Source organism: Paracidovorax anthurii, from assembly GCF_003269065.1.
In the GTDB taxonomy this organism is placed as follows: domain Bacteria; phylum Pseudomonadota; class Gammaproteobacteria; order Burkholderiales; family Burkholderiaceae_C; genus Paracidovorax; species Paracidovorax anthurii.
On record NZ_QLTA01000002.1, the window covers coordinates 122,123 to 144,647 of the forward strand.

Consider the following 22,525-nt stretch of genomic DNA (forward strand, 5'->3'; position numbering starts at 1 on the left):
GCCCTCGCCGCATCCGGCTGCGGCGATCCCGTACCCGCCGCCCGTCCCGCCCTCTTTTCCCGCAGAGCAGAAAGAAGCCCCCTCCCATGGCCATCCAGTGGTTCCCCGGTCACATGCATTCCACGCGCAAGGCGATCGGCGAGCGCATCAAGGACATCGACGTGGTGATCGAGCTGCTGGATGCGCGCCTGCCGGGCTCCAGCGCCAATCCGCTGCTGTCGGAGCTGACGGGCCACCGCCCCACGCTCAAGGTGCTGAACAAGCAGGACGCGGCCGATCCGGCGCGCACGCCCGGCTGGCTGGACTGGTACAACGCGCGGCCCGGCACGCGCGCCATCGCGCTCGATGCCTCCGAGGCCGCGCCCGCGCGCCGCCTCATCGAGGGCTGCCACCAGCTCGCGCCGCAGCGCGGCGGCCTCGCCAAGCCGATGCGCGTGCTGATCTGCGGCATTCCCAACGTGGGCAAGTCCACGCTCATCAACACCCTCACGGGCAAGACCCAGGCGAAGACGGGCGACGAGGCCGGCATCACCAAGCTGGAGCAGCGCATCACGCTGGCCGACGATTTCTACCTGTGGGACACGCCGGGCATGCTCTGGCCGCGCATCACCGTGCCCGAGAGCGGCTACAAGCTCGCGGCCAGCGGCGCGGTGGGCAAGAACGCCTACGACGAGGAAGAGGTGGCGCTGGAACTGCTGGCCTACCTGCAGCGGCACTACGCGCCGCTGCTGGACGCGCGCTACCGGCTGGGCCTGGACGCCGCCGCCATCGCCGCGCTGCACGACGACGAACTGCTCGCGCTGATCGCGAAGAAGCGTGGCGCCGTGATGTCGGGCGGCCGGGCCAACCTGCAGAAGGCGGCGGAGCTGGTGATGACGGATTTCCGCAGCGCCATCCTGGGCCGCGTCACGCTGGAGACGCCCGCCGAGTTCGAGGCCTGGAAGGCCGCGGGCGACGCGCAGGAAACCGCCCGCGCAGCCAGGAAGGCGGAGCGCGAGGCGCAGCGCAAGGGCCGCGCGAGGAAAACGCCGCCCGGGGACGCCTGAAGCGCCGGGCCGGGCGGCGGCCGGGGGCGTCAGCCGGCTTCGATCTCGATCTGGCCTTCTTGCACGTGGCGCTCGAACTGGTCGCGCGGGATGGCGGCCAGGCCGGCGGCGGGCTCGTCGGCTTCCTTCCAGCTCAGGGTGACGCTGTCGTCCGCATGGATCAATTCGACAGGGCCTTCCGGGATGCGGATGGGCATGCCATCGCCTTCGCGGTAGGTCACGTCGCCACGGATGGTCGCGTTTTCTGCTGCGTACATGGGTGGGTCCTCCTCGGGTGCGGGGATGGGGGAGATGGGGATGCCGGCCCTGCGGCGCGCGGGGCCGGCACCTCCATTACACCGGCGGGAGCGGTGCGCGGCGTGTCAGCGCAGGCCGACAGTTTGTTTTTTTAGTAATTTTGCCTTCATGTCGTTGAAATTGCTGCAGAGTTTGCTATCAAATAAATAGTGTTCAGGGGCCGGGCTACGCGCTCCGGGCCAGGCGCGCGTCGTGCCACATGGCAGCCCCGTTGGCCAGGGCCACGGCCGTGCCCGCGGCGCAGGTGGCGCCCCAGCCGCCGCGCTGCCACGCGGCCGATCCCAGGGCCGAGCCCAGCGCCGCGCCCGTGAAGTAGCTGGTCATGTAGACGGCGTTGAGGCACGAGCGGGCCTCGGGCGCCAGGGCGTAGATCACGTTCTGGTTGCTGATGTGCACGCCCTGCAGCGCGAGGTCGATCACCAGCACCCCGGCGATTAGCCAGGCCAGGCTCGTGCCGCCCAGCCACAGCGCGCCCCAGCCCGCCAGCACCAGGGCCACGGACACGCGGGTGGTCCACTGCTCGTGCCCCCGGTCGGCCAGCCGGCCCGCCCCGTTGGCCATGAGCGCGCCGGCCATGCCGGCCAGCCCGACGAGGCCGATCTGCGCATCGCCCAGCCGGTGCGCAGGGCCCGCGAGCAGCAGCGCCATGGTGGAGAAGAGCACGCTCACCGAGGCGAACGAGAGCCCACCCAGCAGCGCGCGGCTGCGCAGCCGGGGATGGCGCAGGGCGAGCGTGCCCAGCGAGCGCAGCACCTGCGCGTAGCCCTGCGACCGGGGCGCGCGCAGCGCGGGCAGCGCGAACCACAGCGCCAGCGCCACGGCCAGCAGGGCGATGCCGCCCACGCGGTAGACGAGGTTCCAGCCGCCCGCGCCCGAGAGCAGGCCGGCCACGCTGCGCGCGGCCAGGATGCCGACGAGCAGGCCGCTCATCACCAGCCCCACGGCGCGCCCGCTGCGCCCCGGCGCGGCCAGCGTGGCCGCCATGGGCACCAGCACCTGCGCGGCCACCGAGAACAGCCCCGTCATCAGCGTGCCCACGGCCAGCAGCGCGAAGCTGTCCGCGAAGCCGCTCAGGAAGAGCCCGCAGGCCGCCAGGACCATCAGCGCCACGATCAGCCGCCGCCGCTCCAGCGTGTCGCCCAGCGGCACGAGCAACAGCAGCCCGGCCGCGTACGACACCTGCGACATCGTCACGGTGAGCGCGGCGGTGGCCTCGCTCACGCCCAGGTGCAGGGCGATGGAGTGCAGCAGGGGCTGGTTGAAGTAATTGGCGCCGGCGCAGAGCCCGCAGGCCGTGGCCATGAGCAGCAGCACCGGGGTGGACAGGCCGGCGGACGGGGCCGGGGTGGTGCCGGGGAGGGCGGTGGTGGAAGGGGGCATGGGCGGGGGGAAGCGGATCAGGCTGCGGGCAGGACGGCGGTGGCGTCGATCTCGAACAGCATGCCGTCGAGCGCCAGCCGGGGCACGGGGATCAGCGTGCAGGCGGGCGTGGGCGCATCGCCCCAGCACTCGCGCAGCGCCGCGCCGAAGGTGCGCAGCCGCTCTTCGGTGTGGTCCACCACCAGCACGGTGAGCCGCGCCACGTCGCGCGGGGTGGCGCCGGCCGAGGCCAGCGCGGTGCGCAGGTTGGCCAGCGCCAGGCGCACCTGGGCGTCGAAGCCCTCGGCCAGCCGGCCGGAGGCGTCCTCGCCGCCCTGGCCCGCCACATACACGGTGCGGGCGGGGCCTTGCACCACCGCGACGTGCGAATAGCCGTTGGGCGCGGGGTCGTAGAGCCCGGGCGGGTTGATGAACGACAGCGAGAAGGGCTGGGCGGGGGCGGGCGTGGAGGACGGGGTGGCGGGCGAAACGGTGTCGAGGGTCATGGAAGGATGCGATGGAGGCCGGCCCGCGCGCCGCGGCCCCGGGCCACGGCCTCCCACGCATGCGGGGCCTTCCGCACCGGTGCGGAAAGGAGCGATACCGTAGGCGTGCATGACGCACAGGGACACCAGGGGCAGCATGTCGTGGTCCGGGAAATGGGGGCGCGGCGCCGGGCCGGCCTGGGGAAAGCCGGGCGGCGGGCCGCCCGGAACGGCACGGCCGGGGTTCCCGGCCGTGTGACGGGCAGTATCGGACCTCAACTAGACTTGAGGTCAAGCCTCTCGTTTTTTCCTTGTTTCCTGCTGCTCCGAGACACCGCATGACCCGACGCATCACCCTGGCCCCGGCACCCGCCGCCCGGCCCGCGCGCGCGCCCCGCGCCCCCACGCCCGACCTGACCGTGGGCGACGTCGCGGCCCGCAGCGGCCTGGCGGTGTCCGCGCTGCATTTCTACGAGGCCAAGGGCCTGATCGCCAGCGTGCGCAGCGCCGGCAACCAGCGGCGCTATCCGCGCTCGGTGCTGCGGCGGGTGGCGGTGATCAAGGTGGCGCAGCGCATGGGGCTGCCGCTGGCCACCATCGCCCAGGCCCTGCAGGCCCTGCCCGAGGGCCGCACGCCCACGGTGGCCGACTGGCGCCGGCTGTCGGCGGCCTGGCGCGGCGAACTCGACGAGCGCATCGCCACCCTCGTGCGGCTGCGCGACCAGCTCGACGGCTGCATCGGCTGCGGCTGCCTCTCGCTCAAGGCCTGCCCGCTGCGCAACCCCGAGGACACGCTGGGCACCACGGGGTCGGGCCCGCATTTCACGGCAGAGAACACGGCGGACAAGCCCGCGCGCAGGCGCTGACGGGCGCTGGCGGGTGCCATCGCCCGGGGCCGGATCAGGGCGGGCGCGGCGGGCCGCCGCCATCGGTCCGCGGGCCGGGGGGCGCAGCGCCCGGGCCGCGCCGCAGGCGCTGGGCCGCCGGCACGGCGGCCAGCACGCCCAGCGCCAGCACGGTGCTCAGCACCGCCGTGGCCTCGCGCCCCAGCCCCGCCGCCACGCCGATGGCGGCGGTGAGCCAGATGCCCGCGGCGGTGGTGAGGCCGCGGATCTGGTGCTCGCCGTCGCTCTTGAGGATGGTGCCCGCGCCCAGGAAGCCCACGCCCGCGATGATGCCCTGCAGCACGCGGCTGTTGTCTGCCGGCACGATGCCTTCCTGTTCGGCCACCAGCACGAAGAGCGCCGCGCCCATCGACACCAGCATGTGCGTGCGCACCCCGGCCGCCTTGCCCTGGTGCTCGCGCTCCCAGCCCAGCAGCCCGCCCAGCAGGCCCGCCATGCCCAGGCGCACCACGATGCGCGTGGCCTGCTCTAGGTCGGGCAGGTCGGAGAATTCGCCCGCCACGGTGCCGGCGATCACCTGCCACCACCCGCTCATGGCGCACCGCCTGCGCCACCGCGGGCCGGGGGAGGTGGATCGATGCGGAGGGCGGGGGGCTGTGGCATGGGTGGGCTGCGCTCGCGCGGTCAGCTCGCGCGGTGCCGCGACTGTGCGCCGCGCCGCGCGCCGGGCCCCGGGGGCGCCGTGCCCGAGACGGCGTAGGACGTGGCCGATGGATGCGCTGCATTCAAGAACAATTCCTATTTAGAATGGCCGGCTGATTTCCGCCCGACCTCCCAATGCCTGCCGCAACGATGCCATCCGCTCCCATCCCGCACGATCTGGAGTCCATCTTCCGGGATCACCATGCCTGGCTCTTCGGCCGGCTGCTGCGCCGCGTGGCCAACCGCTGCGATGCCGAGGACGCGGCCTCCGAGACCTTCGTGCAACTGGGCGAGGACGGCGGGCGCACGCCCATCCGCGATCCGCGCGCCTTCCTCACCACCATCGCCAAGCGGGTGCTGTTCCAGCTCTGGCGCCGGCAGGACCTGGAGCAGGCATATCGGGAGAGCCTGCGCCACGTGCCGCAGGCGCTGGCCCTGTCGCCGGAGGAACACGCGCAGCTCATGGATGCCATCCAGCAGATCGACTGCGCGCTGGCCGCGCTGCCCCTGCCGGTGCGCACGGCGTTCCTGCTCTCGCGGCTGGACGGGCTGAGCTACCCGGAGATCGCGGCCCGGCTGGGCGTGTCGCTGGCCACCGTCGAGCGGCACATGAAGCGGGCGCTGCTGCAGTGCCTGCGCTGCGCGCCATGAGCGCGGACGGCGCCGAGGAGAGCGCGCTGCGCGCGGCGGTGGACTGGCGCGTGCGGCAGGAGTCGGGCCGCTTCGGCGAGCGCGACCGCCAGGCGTTCGAGCGCTGGCTGGCCACGGCGGATCACCACCGTGCCGCCTGGGCCCGGGTGGCGGGCGTGCTCGATGGCCCGCTGGCCACGGTGCGCGCGGCCGACGCCGGCGGCGCGGGCCGGGCGCAGGCGGCGCTGCAGGCCCTCTCGCAAGCGCAGGCGCGGCGCCGGCGGGTGCTGCGCGGCGCCCTGGCGCTGGCCGGCACGGGCACCGCCACCGCGCTGGTGGCCGACCGCTTCGCGCCGGTGCGCGACTGGACGGCCGACCTGCGCACCGGCACCGGGCAGCGGCGGGAGTTCACGCTCGCCGACGGCACGGCCGTGCTGCTGGATGCGCGCTCGGCCGCCGACGTGGAGGGCCGCGGCGTTGCCCCCGGGTTGCGGCTGCGCGCCGGGGCGCTGATCGCCACCCCGGGCACGCGCGGCGGCGATCCGCTGGCCGTGCGCACGCGCGATGGCGAGGCCGTCTCCGGCGGCGGCCGCTTCCTGTGCCGCTGCCTACCGGACGCCACCGAGGCCGTGGCGCTGGCGGGTGAACTGCGCATTCGTCCCGGGGGCGGCCCCGCCAGGGTGCTGCGCGCGGGCGAGGGCGCATGGTTCTCGGCCGCCGGGGGCGTGCGCGCCATTCCCGGCCGCGCCGCCGACCGCGCGGCCTGGCGCGAGGGCATGCTGGCCGTGGACGACTGGCCTCTGGGCGAGGTGGTGGAGGCCCTGCGGGCCTACCACGCCGGCCTGATCCGCGTGTCGCCCGAGGCGGCGGCGGTGCGGGTGTTCGGCATCTTCCGGCTCGACGTGGACGAGGTGCTGCAGACCCTGGCCCACACGCTGCCCGTGCGGGTGCGGCGGCTGGGCCCCTGGCTGGCGACCATCGACCGGGCCGCCGCCTGATCGGGTCGCCTCGTCCGCGAAAAAACATGAGGGGTCGGGGCGGGCCCGCTCCACAAGGGCTTCGAGATCCGGAAACCAAGGAGCCTTTTTCCATGCACGTCCCCCTGCGCCTTTCACTTTCTTCCCCCCGGCCCGGCCGCCTGGGCGGGCTGGCCTGCGCCGCCTTGCTGGCCTGCGCGCTGCCTTCCCCGCCGCTGAGGGCCGCCGAGCCACCGGCCGCCGCCGTGGCGCTCGACATCCCGGCGGGGCCGCTCGCCGCCACGCTCACGCGCATCGGCCAGGGCAGCGGCCGCACCATCGCCGCCGATCCCGCGCTGCTGGCCGGCCGCGCGGCACCGCCGGTGCGCGGCACGCTGACGCCGCTGCAGGCCGTGCGCGCGGCCCTGGCCGGGTCGGGCCTGGCGGTGGACGAGGTGCCCGGCGGCGCGCTGCGCGTGCGGCCCCTGGCCGACGCCGCCGTGCCCCCGGCCCAGCCCGTGCCTGCGCCGGCCCTCGCGCCAGGGGCGGCGGCCGCCGTGCCGGCGGAGGCCGCCCTGCCCACGGTGGTCGTCCAGACCCCGCGCGTGGGGGGCACACTCATGCAGCCCACGCGCCAGGTCACGGTGATCGAGGAGCAGGAGCTGGACGACCTGCGCGCCACCTCTCCCAGCCTGGGCGCGCTGCTCACCAAGGCCGTGCCGGGCCTGTCGGATTCGAGCCGCAATCTCACCGATTTCGGCCAGACGCTGCGCGGGCGCAACGTGCTGGTACTGGTGGACGGCATTCCGCTCAACATCAACCGCGACTCGTCGCGCAACCTGGTCAACATCGAGCCCGCCCGCATCGAACGCGTCGAGGTGCTGCGGGGCAGCAATGCCATCTACGGCAGCGGCGCCTCGGGCGGGATCATCTCGGTGACCACGCGCCCCGTGGGCGGCGAGCCGGTGGCGCAGACCACCGTGGGCATGGATGCCTCGCTTTCGCGCCCGGGCCGCGAGGGGCTGGGCGGACAGGTGCAGCACTACTTCTCGGGCCGGGGCGAGTCGATCGACTACGAGGTGGACGTCTCCGGGCGCCGCACCGGCGGCGCCTACGACGGCCACGGCGACCGCATCGCGCCCGACGCGAGCCAGGGCGACCTGTTCGATTCCGACACCTACAGCCTGGGCGGCAAGCTGGGCGTGCGCATCGACGCCCGGCAGCGCCTGCAGTTCGCCGCGAGCCACCTGCGCGCGCGGCAGGACACCGACTACGCCAGCGACCCGGCCGTGAACCGCGCGCCCCTGGGCAGCGCCGATGCGCGCGCCATCCGGGGGCTGGTGCTGGCCGAGCAGAACCAGGTCGAGAACACGCTGCTGAGCGTGAGCTACGACCACCAGGACCTGGCCGGCGGCACGCTCTCGGCCACCGTCTATGCCCGCGACAATTTCACGCGCTTCGCGCCCTCGGATTCGCGCAGCAACACCAACCGGGGCAACAACGTGGACCAGGTGATGCAGAACAACCGCGTGTTCGGCGGCCGGCTCACCATCGACACGCCCCTGGGCGCCGGGCGCGACACGCGCGTGGTGTGGGGCGCGGACTTCATCCACGAGCGCAGCAACATGCCCATCGACGTGTTCGACCCGGCCGCCTACGACGCCAGCAACGGCCTGGTGTTCCGCCGCACGGGCCAGCTCACCTACCTGCCGTGGACCACCACGCGCAGCCTGGGCGCCTTCGGGCAGTTGCAGCACCGCTTCAGCGAGCAATGGTCCGCCGAGGGCGGGCTGCGCTACGAGCGCGCGCAGGCGAGCTTCGACGACTTCCAGCCGTTGTCGCAGTCGCGCCTGGCCAACCCCGCCACGGTGCGCGGCGGTGCGGTGCGCTACGACGCGCTGCTCTACAACGCCGGCGTCTCCTGGCGGCCCGTGCGCGGCCACGAGGTCTATGCCTCGGCCGGCCAGGGGTTCGACCTGCCGGACGTGGGGCTGCAACTGCGCAACGCCGGGGCGGGCTTCGACATCGGCGCCTCCGACCTGAAGCCGGTCAAGACCGACAACTACGAGCTGGGCTGGCGTGGCCGCTGGGGGGATGCCATGGGCACGCTGGCGGTGTTCCACTCGCGCTCCGACCTGGGCGCCATCCAGTCCTTCAACAACGGCCTGCGCCTGCTGCGCACGCGCGAGCGCATCCGGGGCGTGGAGGCCACGCTGGACGTCTATGGCGATGCCTGGTCCACCGGCGGCACGCTGACCTGGATGCAGGGCCGCGAGACGCCGCAGGGCGCGCTGCAGGACCAAATCATGACCGGCTACCGCATCCCGCCGCTCAAGCTCACCGGCTACGTGCAATACCAGGCCGGCGAGCGCTGGAGCGTGCGCGCGCAGCTCACCTGGTTCGGCTCGCGCGACTACCGCCTGGCCGACGGCCGCACGCAGTTCGCCCGCGCCGACGTGCGCGGCTACCACACGGTGGACGTGGTGGGCCGCTACCGCATCGACCCCAGGAACAGCGTCACCGTGGGGGTGCAGAACCTCTTCAACCGCCAGTACCTGCCGCTCTACAGCCAGCTCATGCGCAGCGGCAGCAACAACAGCCGCCTGCCGGCCGCGGTGCTCACGGCAAGCTACACCCACCGCTGGTAGCCGCGGCGGCGCAGGGCGTCCAGTCCAGCGCCAGCACCCGGGCCTGCCAGTCGGCCAGATCGGCGATGGCGCCGGGCCCGGTGCAGGGCCGGGGGCCGCTGCCGTCCACGCCCAGAAGGGGGTGGCGCAGCCCGCTCTCCAGCACCAGCCGCTGTCCCGACACCGGATGCGGCAGGGTCAGCCGCCACGCATGCAGCCAGAGCCGCTGCAGCCCCAGCCGCCGGGCCCACCAGCGGTTGAGCGGCCCCTTGCCGTGCGTGGCGTCGCCCAGGATGGGGTGGGCGAGGTGCTTGAGGTGGCGGCGGATCTGGTGGCGGCGGCCGGTCTCGGGCCGCGCCTCCACCAGCGAGGCGCGCGTGGTGGGAAAGCGCGCGTCGCTGGGCTCGGGCAGCTCCAGCCGCGCGAGGCAGCGCAGCGCCGTGCGCGCGGGCTGGGCGGGGGCGTCCGGCGGCGCGTCGTCGGGGCGCAGGGCGTGGTCCACCCGCGCCTCGGCCGGCGCGTGGCCGCGCGCCAGCGCCAGGTAGCGCTTTTCCACCGCGTGGTGCTCGAAGGCCTGCGAGAGCGCGCGGGCGGCCTCCGGGTGCAGCGCCATCACCAGCACGCCGCAGGTGCCCTTGTCCAGCCGGTGCACGGGGTACACGTGCCGGCCGAGCTGGTCGCGCAGGGCCTGCATCACGAAGCGTGTCTCGCCCGCGTCCAGCCCCGTGCGGTGCACGAGCCAGCCGGCGGGCTTGTACACGGCCACGAGGTGGTCGTCGCGCCAGAGGATGGAAAGGGGCGGGTGGCGGGCGTCGGGCGGCGGGGTCATGGGGCGCGCAGCATACCGGCTGCCGGCGCGGCGTGCCCGGCCGGAACGGTCAGCGCAACACGCGGCAGTTGCCGAATTCGCAGCGGATGGCCAGTGCGTCGCCGTTCTCGCAGGCCACGGTGTAGGTCTCGAAGCCCGGCCCCTTGGCCGCCAGCGCGGCCACGGGCTGGGCGCTGCACGACTGCGCGCGCGCCAGCCGCCCGGCGTTGAAGCCGTCCACGCCCGAGGCGATCGAGGGCAGCGGCACCGGGGCGGCGGGCGCGGGCTCCTGGGGCAGGGGCATGGCCACGGGGTAGGGGCCGGTGGCGTGGCCGCGCGCCTGCATGCAGCTTTCCACCGCGCGCCGCCGGCGCTCCAGCGGCCGCAGGCCCTGCGTGGCGCCCAGCGCGCCGCCGGCCACGGCCCAGTCGCGCACCGTGTCGCGGCTGCCGCCCCCCGACCAGGCCAGCGAGGCCAGCACCAGCGCGCCCGCGAGCATGCCGTCCAGCGTCTCGGTGGCCACGCCGATCTGCTGCGCATAGCGCTGGCATTCGGCCAGGTCGGCCGCGTGGCGGGCCTGCTCGCCCGGCTCCGGGCCGGGGCCGGGGCCGGGGCCGGGCGGCGCGGTGGCGCAGCCCGCGAGCACGAGCGCCAGGGTGGCCGCGGGTAGCAGGGCCGGTGGACGGCGCGGGGCATGGGGAGGGTGGGGCGGCAGGGGCATGGCGGGTCTCCCGGAGGGGGGCGGGCGGGGCGCAGGCCACCATTGTTCCGCGCATGCGGGCCGCGCGCCAGCCCCGGCGGCGGCGCGGGTGGCCGACAATCGCGCACCTATGACCACGACGAATCCCGCCCCGCCCGCCCCCGCTCCGTCCTCGCGGACCCTCCTGCCCCGGCAATTGCTGGTGGCGCCTTCGCCCGATGACCCGTCCCCGCTGGTGCTCTACCACGGCCGCTGCGCCGACGGCTTCGGCGCGGCGCTGGCCGCGTGGCGCTACTACGGCGGCCAGGTGGAATGCGTGGGCCTGGCCCACGGGCAGGCGCAGACGGTGGACGACCTGCCCGCGCTGGAGGGCCGCTCCGTCTATGTGCTCGATTTCTCGTTCCCGCCGGAGCTGCTGCGCGCCATCGACGACCGCGCCGCGCGCCTGGTGATGCTGGACCACCACAAGAGCGCTGCCGAGCAACTCACCGGCTTCGCGTGCCGCTGCGGCGTGGTGCATTTCGACATGGACAAGTCCGGCGCCCGCCTCGCCTGGGACTTCTTCCACCCGGAATCGCCCCTGCCCGACCTCGTGCGCTTCATCGAGGACCGCGACCTGTGGGCCTGGAAATACCCCGAGACGGCCGGCTACGTCGCCGCGCTCGACATGGAACCCTTCGACTTCGCGCGCTGGGACGCCATCGCGGGCTTCACCCCGCAAGAGACGCAGGCCTTCGTCGCGCGCGGGCAGGCCATGGACGAGAAGTTCCGCCACCTCGCCGCCGACGTGGCCGGCGGCGCGCAGCCGCTCGCTTTTGACGGCGAGCAGGGCCTGATGGTCAACGCGCCGGGGGCCTTCCACAGCCTCGTGGGCGAGATGCTGTCGCAAAAGAGCGGCACCTTCGCGCTGATGTGGACCGTGGGCAAGGACGGGCAGGTGAAGGTGGGCCTGCGCTCGCAGCGCGGCTACGACTGCTCGGTGCTCGCCACGCGCATGGGCGGCGGCGGGCATGCGCAGGCGTGCGGGTTCCGGATGGGGGCGGAGCGGCTGCCGGAGCTGCTGGGCGGCGTGTTCGGATCGGGCGGCGTGTAGGCTCGGACGCGGGCTTCGCGTCTCCCGCGATCGCTTCGCGCCCGTGCGGGCGGGAGCGGCGCGCGCGGGCAGCATGCAGGGGATGATCCATCCCGCCGACTCCCCCATGTTCCTGGCATCCGGGGCCACGCCGGCCGCGGGCCGTTCAGTCCACATTCGGGGGCGCGCGCGATGAAAGGCGTCGGCGATCGGCCGGGTCGGCCCCTGCAGGCCATTGCGGCGGTGCCCCTGCGTGAATACCGCCCTGCGACGGCGGGCCCGGGAGCCGTGGCATCGGCATCGGCCGGCACCGTGCCGGGCCTTGCGGGCCGGGCGCGGGAGCAACGCGCGGCGGAATCGAGCATGGCGCCCCGGGCGAAGGTGCTGGGCAAGCGTCCCCATGCCGACAGCGCCGTGGTGCCCGCCGGGATCGCCAGGGCGAAAACCGAGGCCCCTGCGCGGGGCGACCACGTCAAGATTTCGGCCGCTGAGATCGCGCACATCATCGGATTGAAGGCTGCAGACCGGGAAAACCGCAGCCTGAGGTCGATCGTGATGGGCCAGGGCGGGTCCACGTACAAGAACGTGTCGAAGTACATCGACGCCCATGGCGCGCTGAGGGACCCGCAAGTGGTGACGAAGTTCGCGGACTACGATCAGCACAAGGCCTCGATCGAGGCATCGCTGCGCAAGCTGGGCCACCCTCTCCCGCAGGAGGGACCCGCTGCCGAAGGCGGCGCCAGCCACGAGCGCAAGACGCTCACCGCACAGGGGGTCCATGATTCGCTGGTCCAGCGGATCGAGAGCGGGAAGCACGTCAGCAATGCCTCGATGCAGCGCTGGGCGCGGGCGACGACCTGGAAGAAGGAGCGCCTGGCGGAGCGGCTCTCCAAGATGCCCGACTACGCGGATTACCAGCACCGGATCGAGCCGTTGCTGAAGCAGCTCAAGATCCTGGGGCCGGACGAAAGCCTGCCCGAGCCCGCGGAGAAGGTCCTGGACTTCTTCGATGCCGAAAAGCTGGCCTCCGCGCTGCGGCTGACGCTGGAGCGCAGGCAGGCCAAGGCCGAGGGCAGGACGAAGCGCAACGATCCGAGCCTGGCCAAGCCCTTGCATGAGGAGGTGGGCATGTCCTCCAGGCTGACGCTGAGCAGTTGGATGCTCGCGGATGGCAGCCTGAACAAGTCCCTGGGTATCGTGTCGCGGCTCCCCAAATACGACGATTGGCAGGAGGAGATCAAGGAGCTGCTGAGGGCGCTGGGCCACCACAAGACGGCCGATGATTTGCCCAAGGTCGCGCAGCGCAAGAAGGACATGCAGGCCAGTGTCATTGCGCGCGCGCTGGAATGGATCGCCGAGGACCGCTCGCGCCTGCCCCGCGTGTTCGCGTCGCAGCTCGGGGTGAGCGGCATGTCGCTGGTGGAATACATCGGCAGCGACGGAGCGCACTTCGACTTCGACCGGATCGCGGCCCTGGCCGACTATGCCACGCACTTCGAATCCATCCGCGGCTCGCTGCAGCGCATGGGCCGGGGGGACGTGGCCGCCTCGCTGCGCGAGCCACCAGCGCAGGTGCTGCTGCCCTCTGGCGAGGCCGTGCAGGCGCGCATGTCGGTGTCGGCGTTCCTGGGCAGGGCGGAGGCGCATCTGGACCAGATCGCCGATGTCGCGAAGCTCCTGCGGGACAACCCGGGCATGGACATGGACACGGCGGCGAACCTGATCGGGGCATCGAAGCCGACCGTGCGCATCTTGCTGGATGGGCGGGGCGCCGTGCGCGATGCGCGCAGCATCGAAGGGCATTTCGACGGCATGGACAGCGCATCCTCGGCCCGCTTGCCGCAACTGCTCGACCGCCTGTCTCGGCGGCTGGAGGGGAGCGAGGCCGCGCCCGCTGCGGCGGGCGGCCCCATGAAGACCATGCTGCTGAAAGGCTATTCCGTCAGCAAATTGCAGCCGTCGGCCGTCGTGGCTTCGCGAGCCGACGGGCCCCGCGCCGGCACCGGCCAGCCGCAGCCGGCGGTGACAGTGGCGGAGCCTGGCGCCGGGGGCTCGCAGGAGATCGACGACATTCCGACCGGCATCGCACTCACCGAGCAGGACGAGGACGACGCCCCGCAGCCGCGCCCCCGCGGGCGCTCCGTGGCCCGGGTGCCGGACCGCACGATCATCGTGGACCATCGCACCGAGCAGCCCTCGGTGGGATCGGGCGACATGCTGAAGCGCATCTACAGAAACGAGAACGCCTCGCTGGTGCGGCCCCCGCGCAGCTTCGAGCCCGATCGCCAGCGCCAGCCGCTGCGCTGGCTCAGCACGGTGTTGAAGCAGGAGTTTCCGGGGGGGCTCGAAGTCCAGTGCTATTTCGAGCCGCGTGAAAGCGAGGGCAAGAACAAGGGCGTGGTCGTGGTGTCGTCGAATTCGACCAAGGTCAATGCCGATCTGGAGGCGTTCCTGATGGGGGGCCGCCTGCAGGCATTGCTGGCCGAGAAAGCGCCCGCGCAGCCCTTGTCCAAGCATGCGCCCCGTGAACAGCGCCACCTGGCGAAGCTGGCGTCCCGCATGGAGGGTGTGGATCCGCATCCGACGGAGGCATCGACGGCCGTGCTGGAGGCGATCGCCGCGGGGCGCTTCCGGGTGCCGCGGCACGACTATGACTCCGGCCCCACGCCTTTCCTGCACGCGGAGCGGCGCATCAAGGACTACGTGCGCGACGCGTTCGATGCACCGCTCGAACTCGACCGCCTGGCAGGAACCATGCGCCCTTGCGGCAACTGCGCCGACGAGCTCGACGCCGGTCCGGAGCGGCCGCGCGGCCCGTTCTTCATGTCGAAGGCCTCGCGCCCCGGGGTGACGGGCAAGGAGGACATCGAGCGCAATGTGCGCGAGCGGCGGGGTACGTCCGTCACCATGGCCCGTGGCGGGCGGCTGACCTTCAAGCACGACTCCGACAGCGATTCGGACATCGATGGCTGAGGGGCATGGGGGATCGGTCAGCTCGCCCTCCGCATCGCCGTAGCCTCCCCGCAGCCCGCGTTCAGCCCCGGGCGGGCCGTGCCATTCCACCGGGAAAGAGATGCCCCTGCCATCCGTAAAACGGATCGCATGCCTTCCCGATGGCGCACCCTTGGGGGCGGTTCGGTGGCTTCCAATCACGGGGGTGACGGGGGCGGTTCGCGGTGCCGGGCGCTTTCGGGTGCCGCACCTTCGCCCTCTTGCTGGACCCCCATGGAAGGAACTGAACATGAAACGATTCAATCGGCGCGCGGCGATCCAGGCGGCAGCCGCTGCACTGGCGGCCGCGGCCGTGCCAGGCCGTGCTGCCACGGCCAGTCCCCCCAACGGCAAAATGACGGCCTCTTCCGGCGCGGAGCGGCGGGTCCTGATCGTGGTGTCGAGCCATGACAGGAAGGGCCAGGACCTGGTGGCGGGGTTCTGGTTCCCGGAGCTCACCCATCCCGCCAAGGTGCTGTCGGAGGCCGGCTATGCCTACGACATCGCCAGCCCGCGCGGGGGCATGCCGCCCTTCGACGGCTTCGACCTCAAGGACGAGGGCAACCGCTGGTTCTGGGTCCAGCCGGAGCAGCGCGACCGGCTGGCGAACAGCATTCCGTTGTCGCGTGTCGATGCCTCGCGCTACGCCGCCGTGATGCTCGTGGGCGGGCATGGCCCGATGTGGGATTTCGTGAAGAACGGCCAGCTGCATGCGATCGTTCGCACGGTCTACGAGCGGGGCGGGGTGGTGGGGGCCGTATGCCACGGGCCCGCGGGCCTGCTGGACCTGAAGCTGTCCGATGGCCGCTCCCTGATCGCGGGCCGGCGGCTGACCGCGTTCACCAACGAGGAAGAGGTTTCCCGGCAGTACGACAAGCTCGTTCCCTTCGAGCTGGAGTCGGCCCTGAAGGTGGGGAACGCCGTTTTCGAGGAAGCCGGCGTGTTCCAGAGCCGCGTGGTGGTGGATGGGCGATTGATCACGGGCCAGAATCCCGCATCGGCCAAACCCTTCGGCGAGGCGGTGGTTGCCCTGCTCGATGCGCGGTCGCTGTAGCGTGCGCCTCCGGGCGGGGCGGCAAGCCGCCTGCCCGTACCCTGCTGCATCGCGCATGGCATATGAGTGACCTACCCCTCTCCGCACTGCGGACATTCCGCGCGCTGGCGCGCTGCGGCAGCTTCACGGCCACCGCCCGCGACCTGGGCCAGGCGCAGTCCGCGGTCAGCCGGCACATCGCCGCGCTGGAAGCGCATCTGCAGCAGACGCTCGTGCTGCGGGGCCACCGCCGCGTGCAGCTCACGCCGGCCGGCGAGGCCTACCTCGAAACGGTGCAGCGGGTGCTCGACGAGCTGGACCAGGGTGCCGCGCGCGTGTCGCGGTCGGTCGGGCGGCCCACGGTCAAGATCCTGGCCATGCCCGCGCTGGCGGCCCGCTGGCTCCTACCGCGGTGCACGAAGCTGCAGGCGGCGCACATCGACGTCGAGATCGAGCTGGCGACCTCGATCTGGGATGCGGACTTCCACCGGGAGCGCTTCGATATTGCGATCCACTACGGAGACGGCGCATGGCCCGGCGCGAAGCTGCTGATGCACGACAGCCTCGTTCCCGTGGCCTCGCCGCGGCTCCTGGGCGGACGCGGGCTGGAGCGGATCGACGACCTCGCACGGTTCTGCTGGCTGCACGACTCCCTGCGCAGCAGCAAATGGCACCAGTGGCTGGCCGCGCAGGGCGCGGAGCGCATCGCCAGCGACAGGCACATGAAACTGCCGGACACCGAGGCCACGCTGGCGGCCGCCGTGGCGGGCGTCGGGATCGCCGTGGGCCATGCGGTCCTGATCGAGAACGACGTGCGTGAAGGGCGCCTGCTGGAGGCCTGGCCCGTGCGGATGCCGCTGGCGGCGGGCTACCACCTGCTGCAGTCGAAGCGGGCCGCGCGCAACGCCGCCGCGCGTTCGCTGGCGGCGTGGCTGATGGACGAAGCCGAGGCGTTCCGCCGCGCGCAGCGGCCGCCGGGCTGATGCCCGGCGGGGCGCGGGTTCAGGCCAGCCGCAGATCTTTCGCCTTCGCCCCCGGAAACACCCGCGCCAGCGCCGCGCCGTTCAGCCCGTACATGCGCCCGAAGAGCCCGCCCAGCACGGCGCGGTAGTCGTTGAGCACCGGGTAGTCGCGGTTCTGGAACAGCGTGGTGGCCGTGAGCGCCTGCTGCTCGCCCGCGATGCGGCCCCCGGCGATGCCGCCGCCCAGCACCCACATTACGCTGCCGTGGCCGTGGTCGGTGCCGCGGTTGCCGTTCTCGCGGAAAGTGCGGCCGAATTCGCTGATGACCACCACCGTGGTGCGATCCCAGGCCGGGCCCATCTCGTCGGCGAAGGCCGCCAGGCCCCGGCCCAGTTCCTCGAAGCGGTTGGCGAGCGCGCCCGTGGCGTTGCCCTGGCCCACGTGCGTGTCCCAGCCGCCGACATCGACGAAGCCGAGGTCGTAGCGCGACTGCATGAGGCGCGCCATGCGCCGCGCCGTGCCCTCGAAGCCCTTGGTGCTGAGGGCGTTGCGGCTGGCCGCGTCCATCTCGCCCTGCATCGTGCGGGCCACCTCTTCGCGCGTCTGGAAGCCCTCGCTCACGGCGCCCGCGAGCGGCGTGCCCTGGTACATGGCGGCGATCAGGCCGGCCTGCCGCTCGTCGATGCCGGGTTTGGCCGCGCCGGCGGCGGCCAGCGCGGTGTTGGGCACGTCGTAGCCGCCGCGCAGCACCAGGGGCAGGGTGTCGGTGAAGGCCATGGGCGAGAGCTGCTCGTGCCAGCGCGGCTGGGCGCCGAGTTCGGTGGCCAGCCGGTTCAGGAAGCCCGAGCGGTAGTCGCGCCGCCCGCCCACGGGCTGGCCGAGCTCGATGCTGTCCTGCGTGTCGAAGTGGCTGCGCGTGAGGTCTTCGGTGCCTGAGAAGGGCACGAAGGCCACCTGCTTCTTCGCGTAGAGGGGCTGCAGCGACCCGGCGAGGGCCGGGTGCAGGCCCCAGTCGGTGGTGAGGGGCAGGGCGCCGCCGTCGCCGCCGGGGCGGGCGATGGCGATGTTGGGGCGGGTTTCGTAGTAGTAGTCGCTTGCGACGGGCACCAGCAGGCTCGCGCAGTCGTAGCCGCCGCGCAGGAAGACGAGCAGGAAGCGCGCGTCGGCCGTGCCGCGCGGCGTGGCGGCCAGGCTGGCCTGCAGCACGCCGGGCGCGGCGAGGGCGGCCAGCGCCTGCAGGCAGTGCCGGCGCGTGGGCGCGAAGGCGGGGGCGGGCGGGCGGGGGGAGGCGGGGTGCGTCATGGCGGGGCCTTTCTTTCTCAGGCGTACATGAATTCGGGCGCCGAGAGCAGGAAGGTGTTCCATTCCGCCGGCGAGGCCGCGCGCGCCAGCGCCACCCGCGTGGACGGCGCGAGCTGCGGCTCCAGCGCGCGGAAGGCGGCGCTCTGCGCGATGGCCGGGGGCGGCACCCTCGGCGGCGGCCCCCCCTCGGCGCGGTAGAGCGCGCCGGTGCCGGCGCCGCCCAGGGCCCGCGCGATCTCGAAGCGCACGGCCATCTGGCCCGAGCTGGTCCAGGCGGCGGCGTCCAGCGGATAGCCGTCGGGCGTGGCGCGGCCGTAGAGCGGCTGCGCGAGGCGCTGCATCCACGAGAGGGCCGGGTCGGGGTTGGTGAGCACGCGCTCGGAGTAGCCCAGGCGCAGGCCGGCCATCACGTACTGCACGGGATCGCGCAGCCGCGTGCCGAGCGAGGCCTGGAACGCCTCGCTGGCGATGAGGGTCTGCAGCACGGCGCCGATGTGGCCGTCGCTGCGCATGAAGCTCTCGGCCAGGGCCTGCTCCAGCGCGGGCGGCGGCGCGTCGCCCACGAGGTAGCGCGCGAGCTTGCGCGACACGAAGCGCGCCGTGGCCGGCGCGCGCGCGAGGCGGTCCAGCGCCTCGTCCAGCTCGGCCATGCCCTGGCCCTGCAGGGGCTGGCCCAGCAGCTCCTTCGGCTGCCAGTCGTGGCGCTGCGGGTGGAACTCGTAGAGGCCCTGGCGCACATAGTGGCGCGCCCATTCGGGCCTGAGCCTCGGGGGCGCCTCGTCCAGTGGGCGCAGCGACACGCCGTGGCCGGTGAGCACGCGCGCCAGCTCCTGCACGTCGCGCTGCGTGTAGCCGCCGTCCACGCCCAGCGTGTGCAGCTCCATCAGTTCGCGCGCGTAGTTCTCGTTGATGCGGCCCGCGGCGTTCTGCGCGTTGTCGAGGTAGCGCAGCATGGCCGGGTGGCGCACGGTGGCGCCCAGCAGGTCGCGGAAGCGCCCCAGCGCGTGCGGGCGGATGGCGCGGTCCTCGTAGTCGCCCACCATCGCGCGGAGATCGGCCTTGCCGGCGAAGACGCTGAAGTGGTTCATCCAGAACCAGGTCATCTTCTCCTGCAGCTGGGCGGGCGAGTACACGGCGCGCAGCACGAAGCGGCGCTCGGCCTCGCGCAGCAGCGCGCGCATATCGCGCTGGTAGGCCTCCTGCGCGGCCTTGCGGGCCTCTTCGGTGGTTTCGTTCTTGATGGCCTGCTGGCGGGCCTGCATGTCGATGGCCAGGGTTTCCATCGGCGTGCGCGCGATGGCCATGGCGTCGATCTGCGCCTGGGCCTCGGGCGGCAGCGGCGCCTGGGGCGCGGGCCGCAACTGCCCGGCCACGTAGGCGCGCGGGCCGATGCGCTGCAGCGTGCCCAGCGATGCGGCATCGGCGCCCCAGGTCAGCCGGTCCAGCAGGCGCACGCTGCTGGCGGTGTCCAGGCCCGGGACCGCCGCCTCCAGATCGCTCTCGGCGCCGGGCGGGGCCGCCAGCGTGAGCCCCGCCGCGCCCCACAGGCCCAGCGCGGCGGTGGCGAGCCATTGCCGTCGGCCGATGGGGGGCGGGGAAGGCATCGGGTCTTCGTGGCCGTGCGGCACGGCCGCGCGGGAGGGGGCGCGCAGAAGGGACAGCATGGTGTTGGAGGAAGAGTGGCTGTGCCGTGCATGGTGCGACGCGCCGGGGCGCGCCGCAAGGGGGCGGCAGGGGTTTTACCCAGCCGACACAGATGTATCGCATCGTGCAGGTTGTCCACCAGGAAAAATGGCTTCATGTCGGCGGGAATCCCGCATATGTTGCGCTTTTTCAGCGGGTGTAACCGCAATCAATTGGCCTGAGAATTGCGGTGCATCTGCCGTACCGGCAAGGGATCGCGATGTCAGAACGCAAGCATGCTGATGCAAAGTCAAAAGCTGTAAACCGAGGAAGGAACGCTGCCAGCATTGAGGCTGGAGCGCATAGCCTTCGTGGTCTTCCAAAAAAATCCGGACAGACACCAGAACAGGCGCTGATTCAATTATTCTGGGTAGTCTCGTAAACAGCGGCACATCCACGACCCGCGTATGCAGATTGATCAGGGTAGGTAGCTAGGGCAATACGATGGCTCCAAGCACCTGCCTGATCGCTGCGCAATGCAAGACGCTTCCCCAACCTTGGAGTCACTCCCCATGCCGACAAAATCATTCTGGAACGGTGTCTGCTTTGTCGTGATCGGCTTAAGCCATCTTGCCATCGCCCAAACGTCCCATGCCAGGACAATTGACACCATTGCATTCGGCAATCTCTCCTCGGAATCGTCCCATCGGCTGACCACAGGCTTTCCCTCCGGATATGCCGTCTCCACGGGCCCCGACGGGCAGGCCAGCGACGTGACCTCCGGTGGGCTTTCCCAGAGCGCGCGCCGGCTATTACCTCGTACTCCGGACGCCGATTACTATGGCGGTGACATGCGCTTCACCATGGCGGTCGATCCGGAAAAGCAGAACTATTTCACGCTGAAAGTTTGGGGTACGGATACTTCCAAATCCTGGCTCGTTCTCGAAATAGATGGCTACGAAGTCGGGGGACGACACATGACCCAGGATGAAAGCATCCTGCTCAACAGCAGTGGCTGGCATCCGAACCGTTTCATCTACCGCACGGTACGGATACCTCAGAAGATCACCAGTGGACGGACCAGCGTGCAGATCCGCATACGCTCGGTCGGGGAAATGTACTACTACGCCTCCGGCGCTTACGACGCCTACCAGGCTCGCATGAAAGCGCCAACGATTGGTTTGTATGGTGCATACATCCACGACAGCACCTATCTGGCGACCGCAGGAGAACCGCAGGGCACGCCGCCCGCATACAAGATTCGGACTACCTCAACCGCCGACGAGTCCAATTGGCTGATTCGCTGGAAGAAAGGCGTGAACGACCAGTTATCACGCTCGATCACTGCTGCTGTCGGCACCCTGGCTCCGCGTGATTTGCAATACATGGCGCGTGCCTACGGAGCGGACTGGACAACGGCTTACCAAAACAGCACGGCAATCAACCAAATTGTGGCCGGCATGGACGCTCTGGTGACTGCATACGCCGCCGCGCCGGACAGTTACATCGGCGCGCACGGCAACGACAGTTGGGGCGGCTACCTCGGGCCGGCCGGAGATGCCGTGCGCATGGTGTGGCCGCAGGTACAGGACCGAATGGGCGAGACGGTGTCCTACGGCGGTAGCCTCGGCACCATCACGCGCAAGGACGCTTGGGCGAAGGCGCTGCGTGCGAGCGTGGACTACGGCCGTTTTAACCGCCGCACCATTGCCAACCAGGACATGTACACCACGGTGAGCATCTACATGGCCAACAGCGGACTGTTGCTGATAGATGCTTCCAATGCCCTTAATGAGCAAGAAGCGCGACGTTATGTGTACGAGTCTTACGGACTGAACCCATACCTCGGCAGCGATTTACCTGGAGGTGGGGCCGTGCCGGTCCGCGGTGCTGCCCCTTTTGGGCCGCAGTGGTACATGGTGACCCCGAAGGGCACCACCCGAGAATGGTGTCTGGTGAGCGGCGACTACGGCGAGCGTGGCGCGGATGCGTTCACGCTGGGCAAGCATATCGGTGATTCCCGACTCGTAGACCAGGGACTGAAGATGCTGCGTGCTCGGGCTGCGTTGCGCTATCCCGCAGTCGATAGCAATGGCTATCTCACGTCCTACGTGACCGAGCCTATAGGTTGCCGCAACGACCATGAGTTCACTTGGCATGTGGCCTATCTGGCCTACGACATCGCCTCGGTGCTGGTTGCCCGCTACGGTGCAGACGAAATCGGCACCGATCTGCTCGGTTACGTGCAACAGCAATTCAGCGAAGGTCAGTTGCTGCCGCAGATGAACGTTCCCAACAAGGGTTACGCTGACATGGTGGACGTGCCGGCTGCGTACAATGCGTTCAGGACAATGGCCACCACGGGCATGAAGCTGCCGATGACCTCCGGTCAGCCAGATTTTGCGTGGGCGGACGAGGAGAATCGTGTAGTCGCTGCCAAGCATGGCGAGGAGCGTTTTTGGGCAGTCCTCCAATGGCGTGCCACGAATGGCATCAATAATCTCGCGCGCGTGTTCACGCTCTCTGAGAGTCAAGCCCGTCTGGCCGACGTCTCTGTGGAGGACGTGCAGTACGTTTCGGCCAAGCGCAATGTCACCCGCGACGGATATGTGGACAACACTCCACCGCACGGTCGCCAGCCGCCGGACAATCCTGTGCTGGCAAACAAGGACGAGGTATATCCGGTGGCGATGCGGCCGGATTTGACCAAAGAACCGCCGACCAACACCGATGGTGGGCGAGGCTATGCCTATACCCTCCGCTACGGGCATTGGCTGGTGGCGCTCAATGCCCACCCGACCCAGTCATACACGATGAAGGCTCCGGCAGGCTTTTCGGGTGGTAAGGATCTGGTGTCGGGCAAGACCTTCGGGGCGACCGTCACGCTGGCCCCAGCTTCCTCGACAGTGTTCTACCTCGAAGATACGAACTGACACGTTGTGGAGGCCGCACCTGGCATGTCTTGAAGCGCCCATGCGTTGCCGTTGGGCAGGTGGTGCTGCACCATTTGCTGTCATGCCGTGGGTCGCAGGAAGCTCTTGCGCGCATGAATCCCATGCGTAGATTTCAGGTGTAACTTCAGAGGG

The 22,525-nt window shown here is 71.4% G+C and carries 18 protein-coding genes; 10 read left to right on the forward strand and 8 right to left on the reverse strand.

What is annotated here, in order from left to right; all coding sequences use genetic code 11:
• Positions 1-86: 86 nt before the first annotated feature.
• Positions 87-1,046: a ribosome biogenesis GTPase YlqF gene (gene ylqF / locus AX018_RS01660; RefSeq protein WP_111875576.1), complete on the forward strand. Its 960-nt coding sequence runs from the start codon at positions 87-89 to the stop codon at positions 1,044-1,046.
• A gap of 29 nt (positions 1,047-1,075) precedes the next feature.
• On the opposite strand, the gene AX018_RS01665 is transcribed toward ylqF, so the two are convergent.
• The 3 genes from AX018_RS01665 to AX018_RS01675 form a co-directional block, all read right to left on the reverse strand.
• Positions 1,076-1,303, reverse strand: a complete 228-nt coding sequence (locus AX018_RS01665; RefSeq protein ID WP_111875579.1) for a hypothetical protein — start codon at positions 1,301-1,303, stop codon at positions 1,076-1,078.
• Between the two features lie 205 nt (positions 1,304-1,508).
• The gene (locus AX018_RS01670) at positions 1,509-2,723 is read right to left on the reverse strand and encodes an MFS transporter (RefSeq protein WP_111875581.1); all 1,215 of its coding nucleotides are present in this window, start codon (positions 2,721-2,723) and stop codon (positions 1,509-1,511) included.
• 17 nt (positions 2,724-2,740) lie between these two features.
• A complete protein-coding gene (locus AX018_RS01675; protein ID WP_111875582.1) occupies positions 2,741-3,208 on the reverse strand; it encodes a RidA family protein in 468 nt (155 codons plus the stop codon).
• Positions 3,209-3,525: 317 nt separating this feature from the next.
• Between AX018_RS01675 and soxR the strand changes: the two genes are divergently transcribed.
• Positions 3,526-4,053: a redox-sensitive transcriptional activator SoxR gene (gene soxR, locus AX018_RS01680; RefSeq protein WP_111875583.1), complete on the forward strand. Its 528-nt coding sequence runs from the start codon at positions 3,526-3,528 to the stop codon at positions 4,051-4,053.
• 34 nt (positions 4,054-4,087) lie between these two features.
• Here soxR and AX018_RS01685 read toward each other — a convergent pair whose 3' ends face one another.
• Complete coding sequence (locus tag AX018_RS01685; protein WP_245951388.1) at positions 4,088-4,627, reverse strand: MgtC/SapB family protein; 540 nt, start codon at positions 4,625-4,627, stop codon at positions 4,088-4,090.
• A 257-nt stretch (positions 4,628-4,884) separates the two neighbouring features.
• Here AX018_RS01685 and AX018_RS01690 point away from each other — a divergent pair, with 257 nt between their 5' ends.
• From AX018_RS01690 to AX018_RS01700, 3 genes are all read left to right on the forward strand, one after another.
• Positions 4,885-5,385 carry a sigma-70 family RNA polymerase sigma factor gene (locus AX018_RS01690; RefSeq protein WP_111875584.1) on the forward strand — a complete coding sequence of 167 codons (501 nt, stop codon included), beginning with the start codon at positions 4,885-4,887 and terminating at the stop codon, positions 5,383-5,385.
• Positions 5,382-6,362 (forward strand): FecR family protein, encoded by a 981-nt coding sequence (locus tag AX018_RS01695; protein WP_146749197.1) that lies wholly within the window; start codon positions 5,382-5,384, stop codon positions 6,360-6,362. The genes AX018_RS01690 and AX018_RS01695 overlap by 4 nt, the downstream gene beginning before the upstream one ends.
• Positions 6,363-6,454: 92 nt before the next feature.
• Positions 6,455-8,968 (forward strand): TonB-dependent receptor, encoded by a 2,514-nt coding sequence (locus AX018_RS01700; RefSeq protein WP_111875586.1) that lies wholly within the window; start codon positions 6,455-6,457, stop codon positions 8,966-8,968.
• Here the strand turns inward: AX018_RS01700 and AX018_RS01705 are convergent.
• Positions 8,940-9,776, reverse strand: coding sequence for a pseudouridine synthase (locus AX018_RS01705; RefSeq protein WP_111875587.1), 837 nt, complete (start codon positions 9,774-9,776; stop codon positions 8,940-8,942). The genes AX018_RS01700 and AX018_RS01705 overlap by 29 nt on opposite strands.
• Before the next feature lie 49 nt (positions 9,777-9,825).
• A complete protein-coding gene (locus tag AX018_RS01710) occupies positions 9,826-10,476 on the reverse strand; it encodes a glycine zipper family protein (protein WP_245951389.1) in 651 nt (216 codons plus the stop codon).
• Positions 10,477-10,585: 109 nt separating this feature from the next.
• Between AX018_RS01710 and AX018_RS01715 the strand changes: the two genes are divergently transcribed.
• The 4 genes from AX018_RS01715 (at position 10,586) to AX018_RS01730 (ending at position 16,534) form a co-directional block, all read left to right on the forward strand.
• Positions 10,586-11,548 (forward strand): DHH family phosphoesterase, encoded by a 963-nt coding sequence (locus tag AX018_RS01715; protein WP_111875588.1) that lies wholly within the window; start codon positions 10,586-10,588, stop codon positions 11,546-11,548.
• A gap of 342 nt (positions 11,549-11,890) precedes the next feature.
• Positions 11,891-14,500 (forward strand): hypothetical protein, encoded by a 2,610-nt coding sequence (locus tag AX018_RS01720; RefSeq protein WP_146749198.1) that lies wholly within the window; start codon positions 11,891-11,893, stop codon positions 14,498-14,500.
• Positions 14,501-14,768: 268 nt separating this feature from the next.
• Positions 14,769-15,572 (forward strand): type 1 glutamine amidotransferase domain-containing protein, encoded by an 804-nt coding sequence (locus AX018_RS01725; protein WP_111875590.1) that lies wholly within the window; start codon positions 14,769-14,771, stop codon positions 15,570-15,572.
• 62 nt (positions 15,573-15,634) lie between these two features.
• Positions 15,635-16,534 (forward strand): LysR substrate-binding domain-containing protein, encoded by a 900-nt coding sequence (locus tag AX018_RS01730; protein ID WP_111875591.1) that lies wholly within the window; start codon positions 15,635-15,637, stop codon positions 16,532-16,534.
• Between the two features lie 19 nt (positions 16,535-16,553).
• On the opposite strand, the gene AX018_RS01735 is transcribed toward AX018_RS01730, so the two are convergent.
• On the reverse strand, positions 16,554-17,816 hold the full coding sequence (locus AX018_RS01735) for a DUF1501 domain-containing protein (RefSeq protein ID WP_111875592.1): 1,263 nt from the start codon (positions 17,814-17,816) through the stop codon (positions 16,554-16,556).
• A gap of 17 nt (positions 17,817-17,833) precedes the next feature.
• A complete protein-coding gene (locus AX018_RS01740) occupies positions 17,834-19,480 on the reverse strand; it encodes a DUF1800 domain-containing protein (protein WP_111875593.1) in 1,647 nt (548 codons plus the stop codon).
• Between the two features lie 531 nt (positions 19,481-20,011).
• On the opposite strand from AX018_RS01740, the gene AX018_RS01745 reads away from it, so the two are divergent.
• Complete coding sequence (locus AX018_RS01745) at positions 20,012-22,372, forward strand: hypothetical protein (protein ID WP_111875594.1); 2,361 nt, start codon at positions 20,012-20,014, stop codon at positions 22,370-22,372.
• Positions 22,373-22,525: the final 153 nt, after the last annotated feature.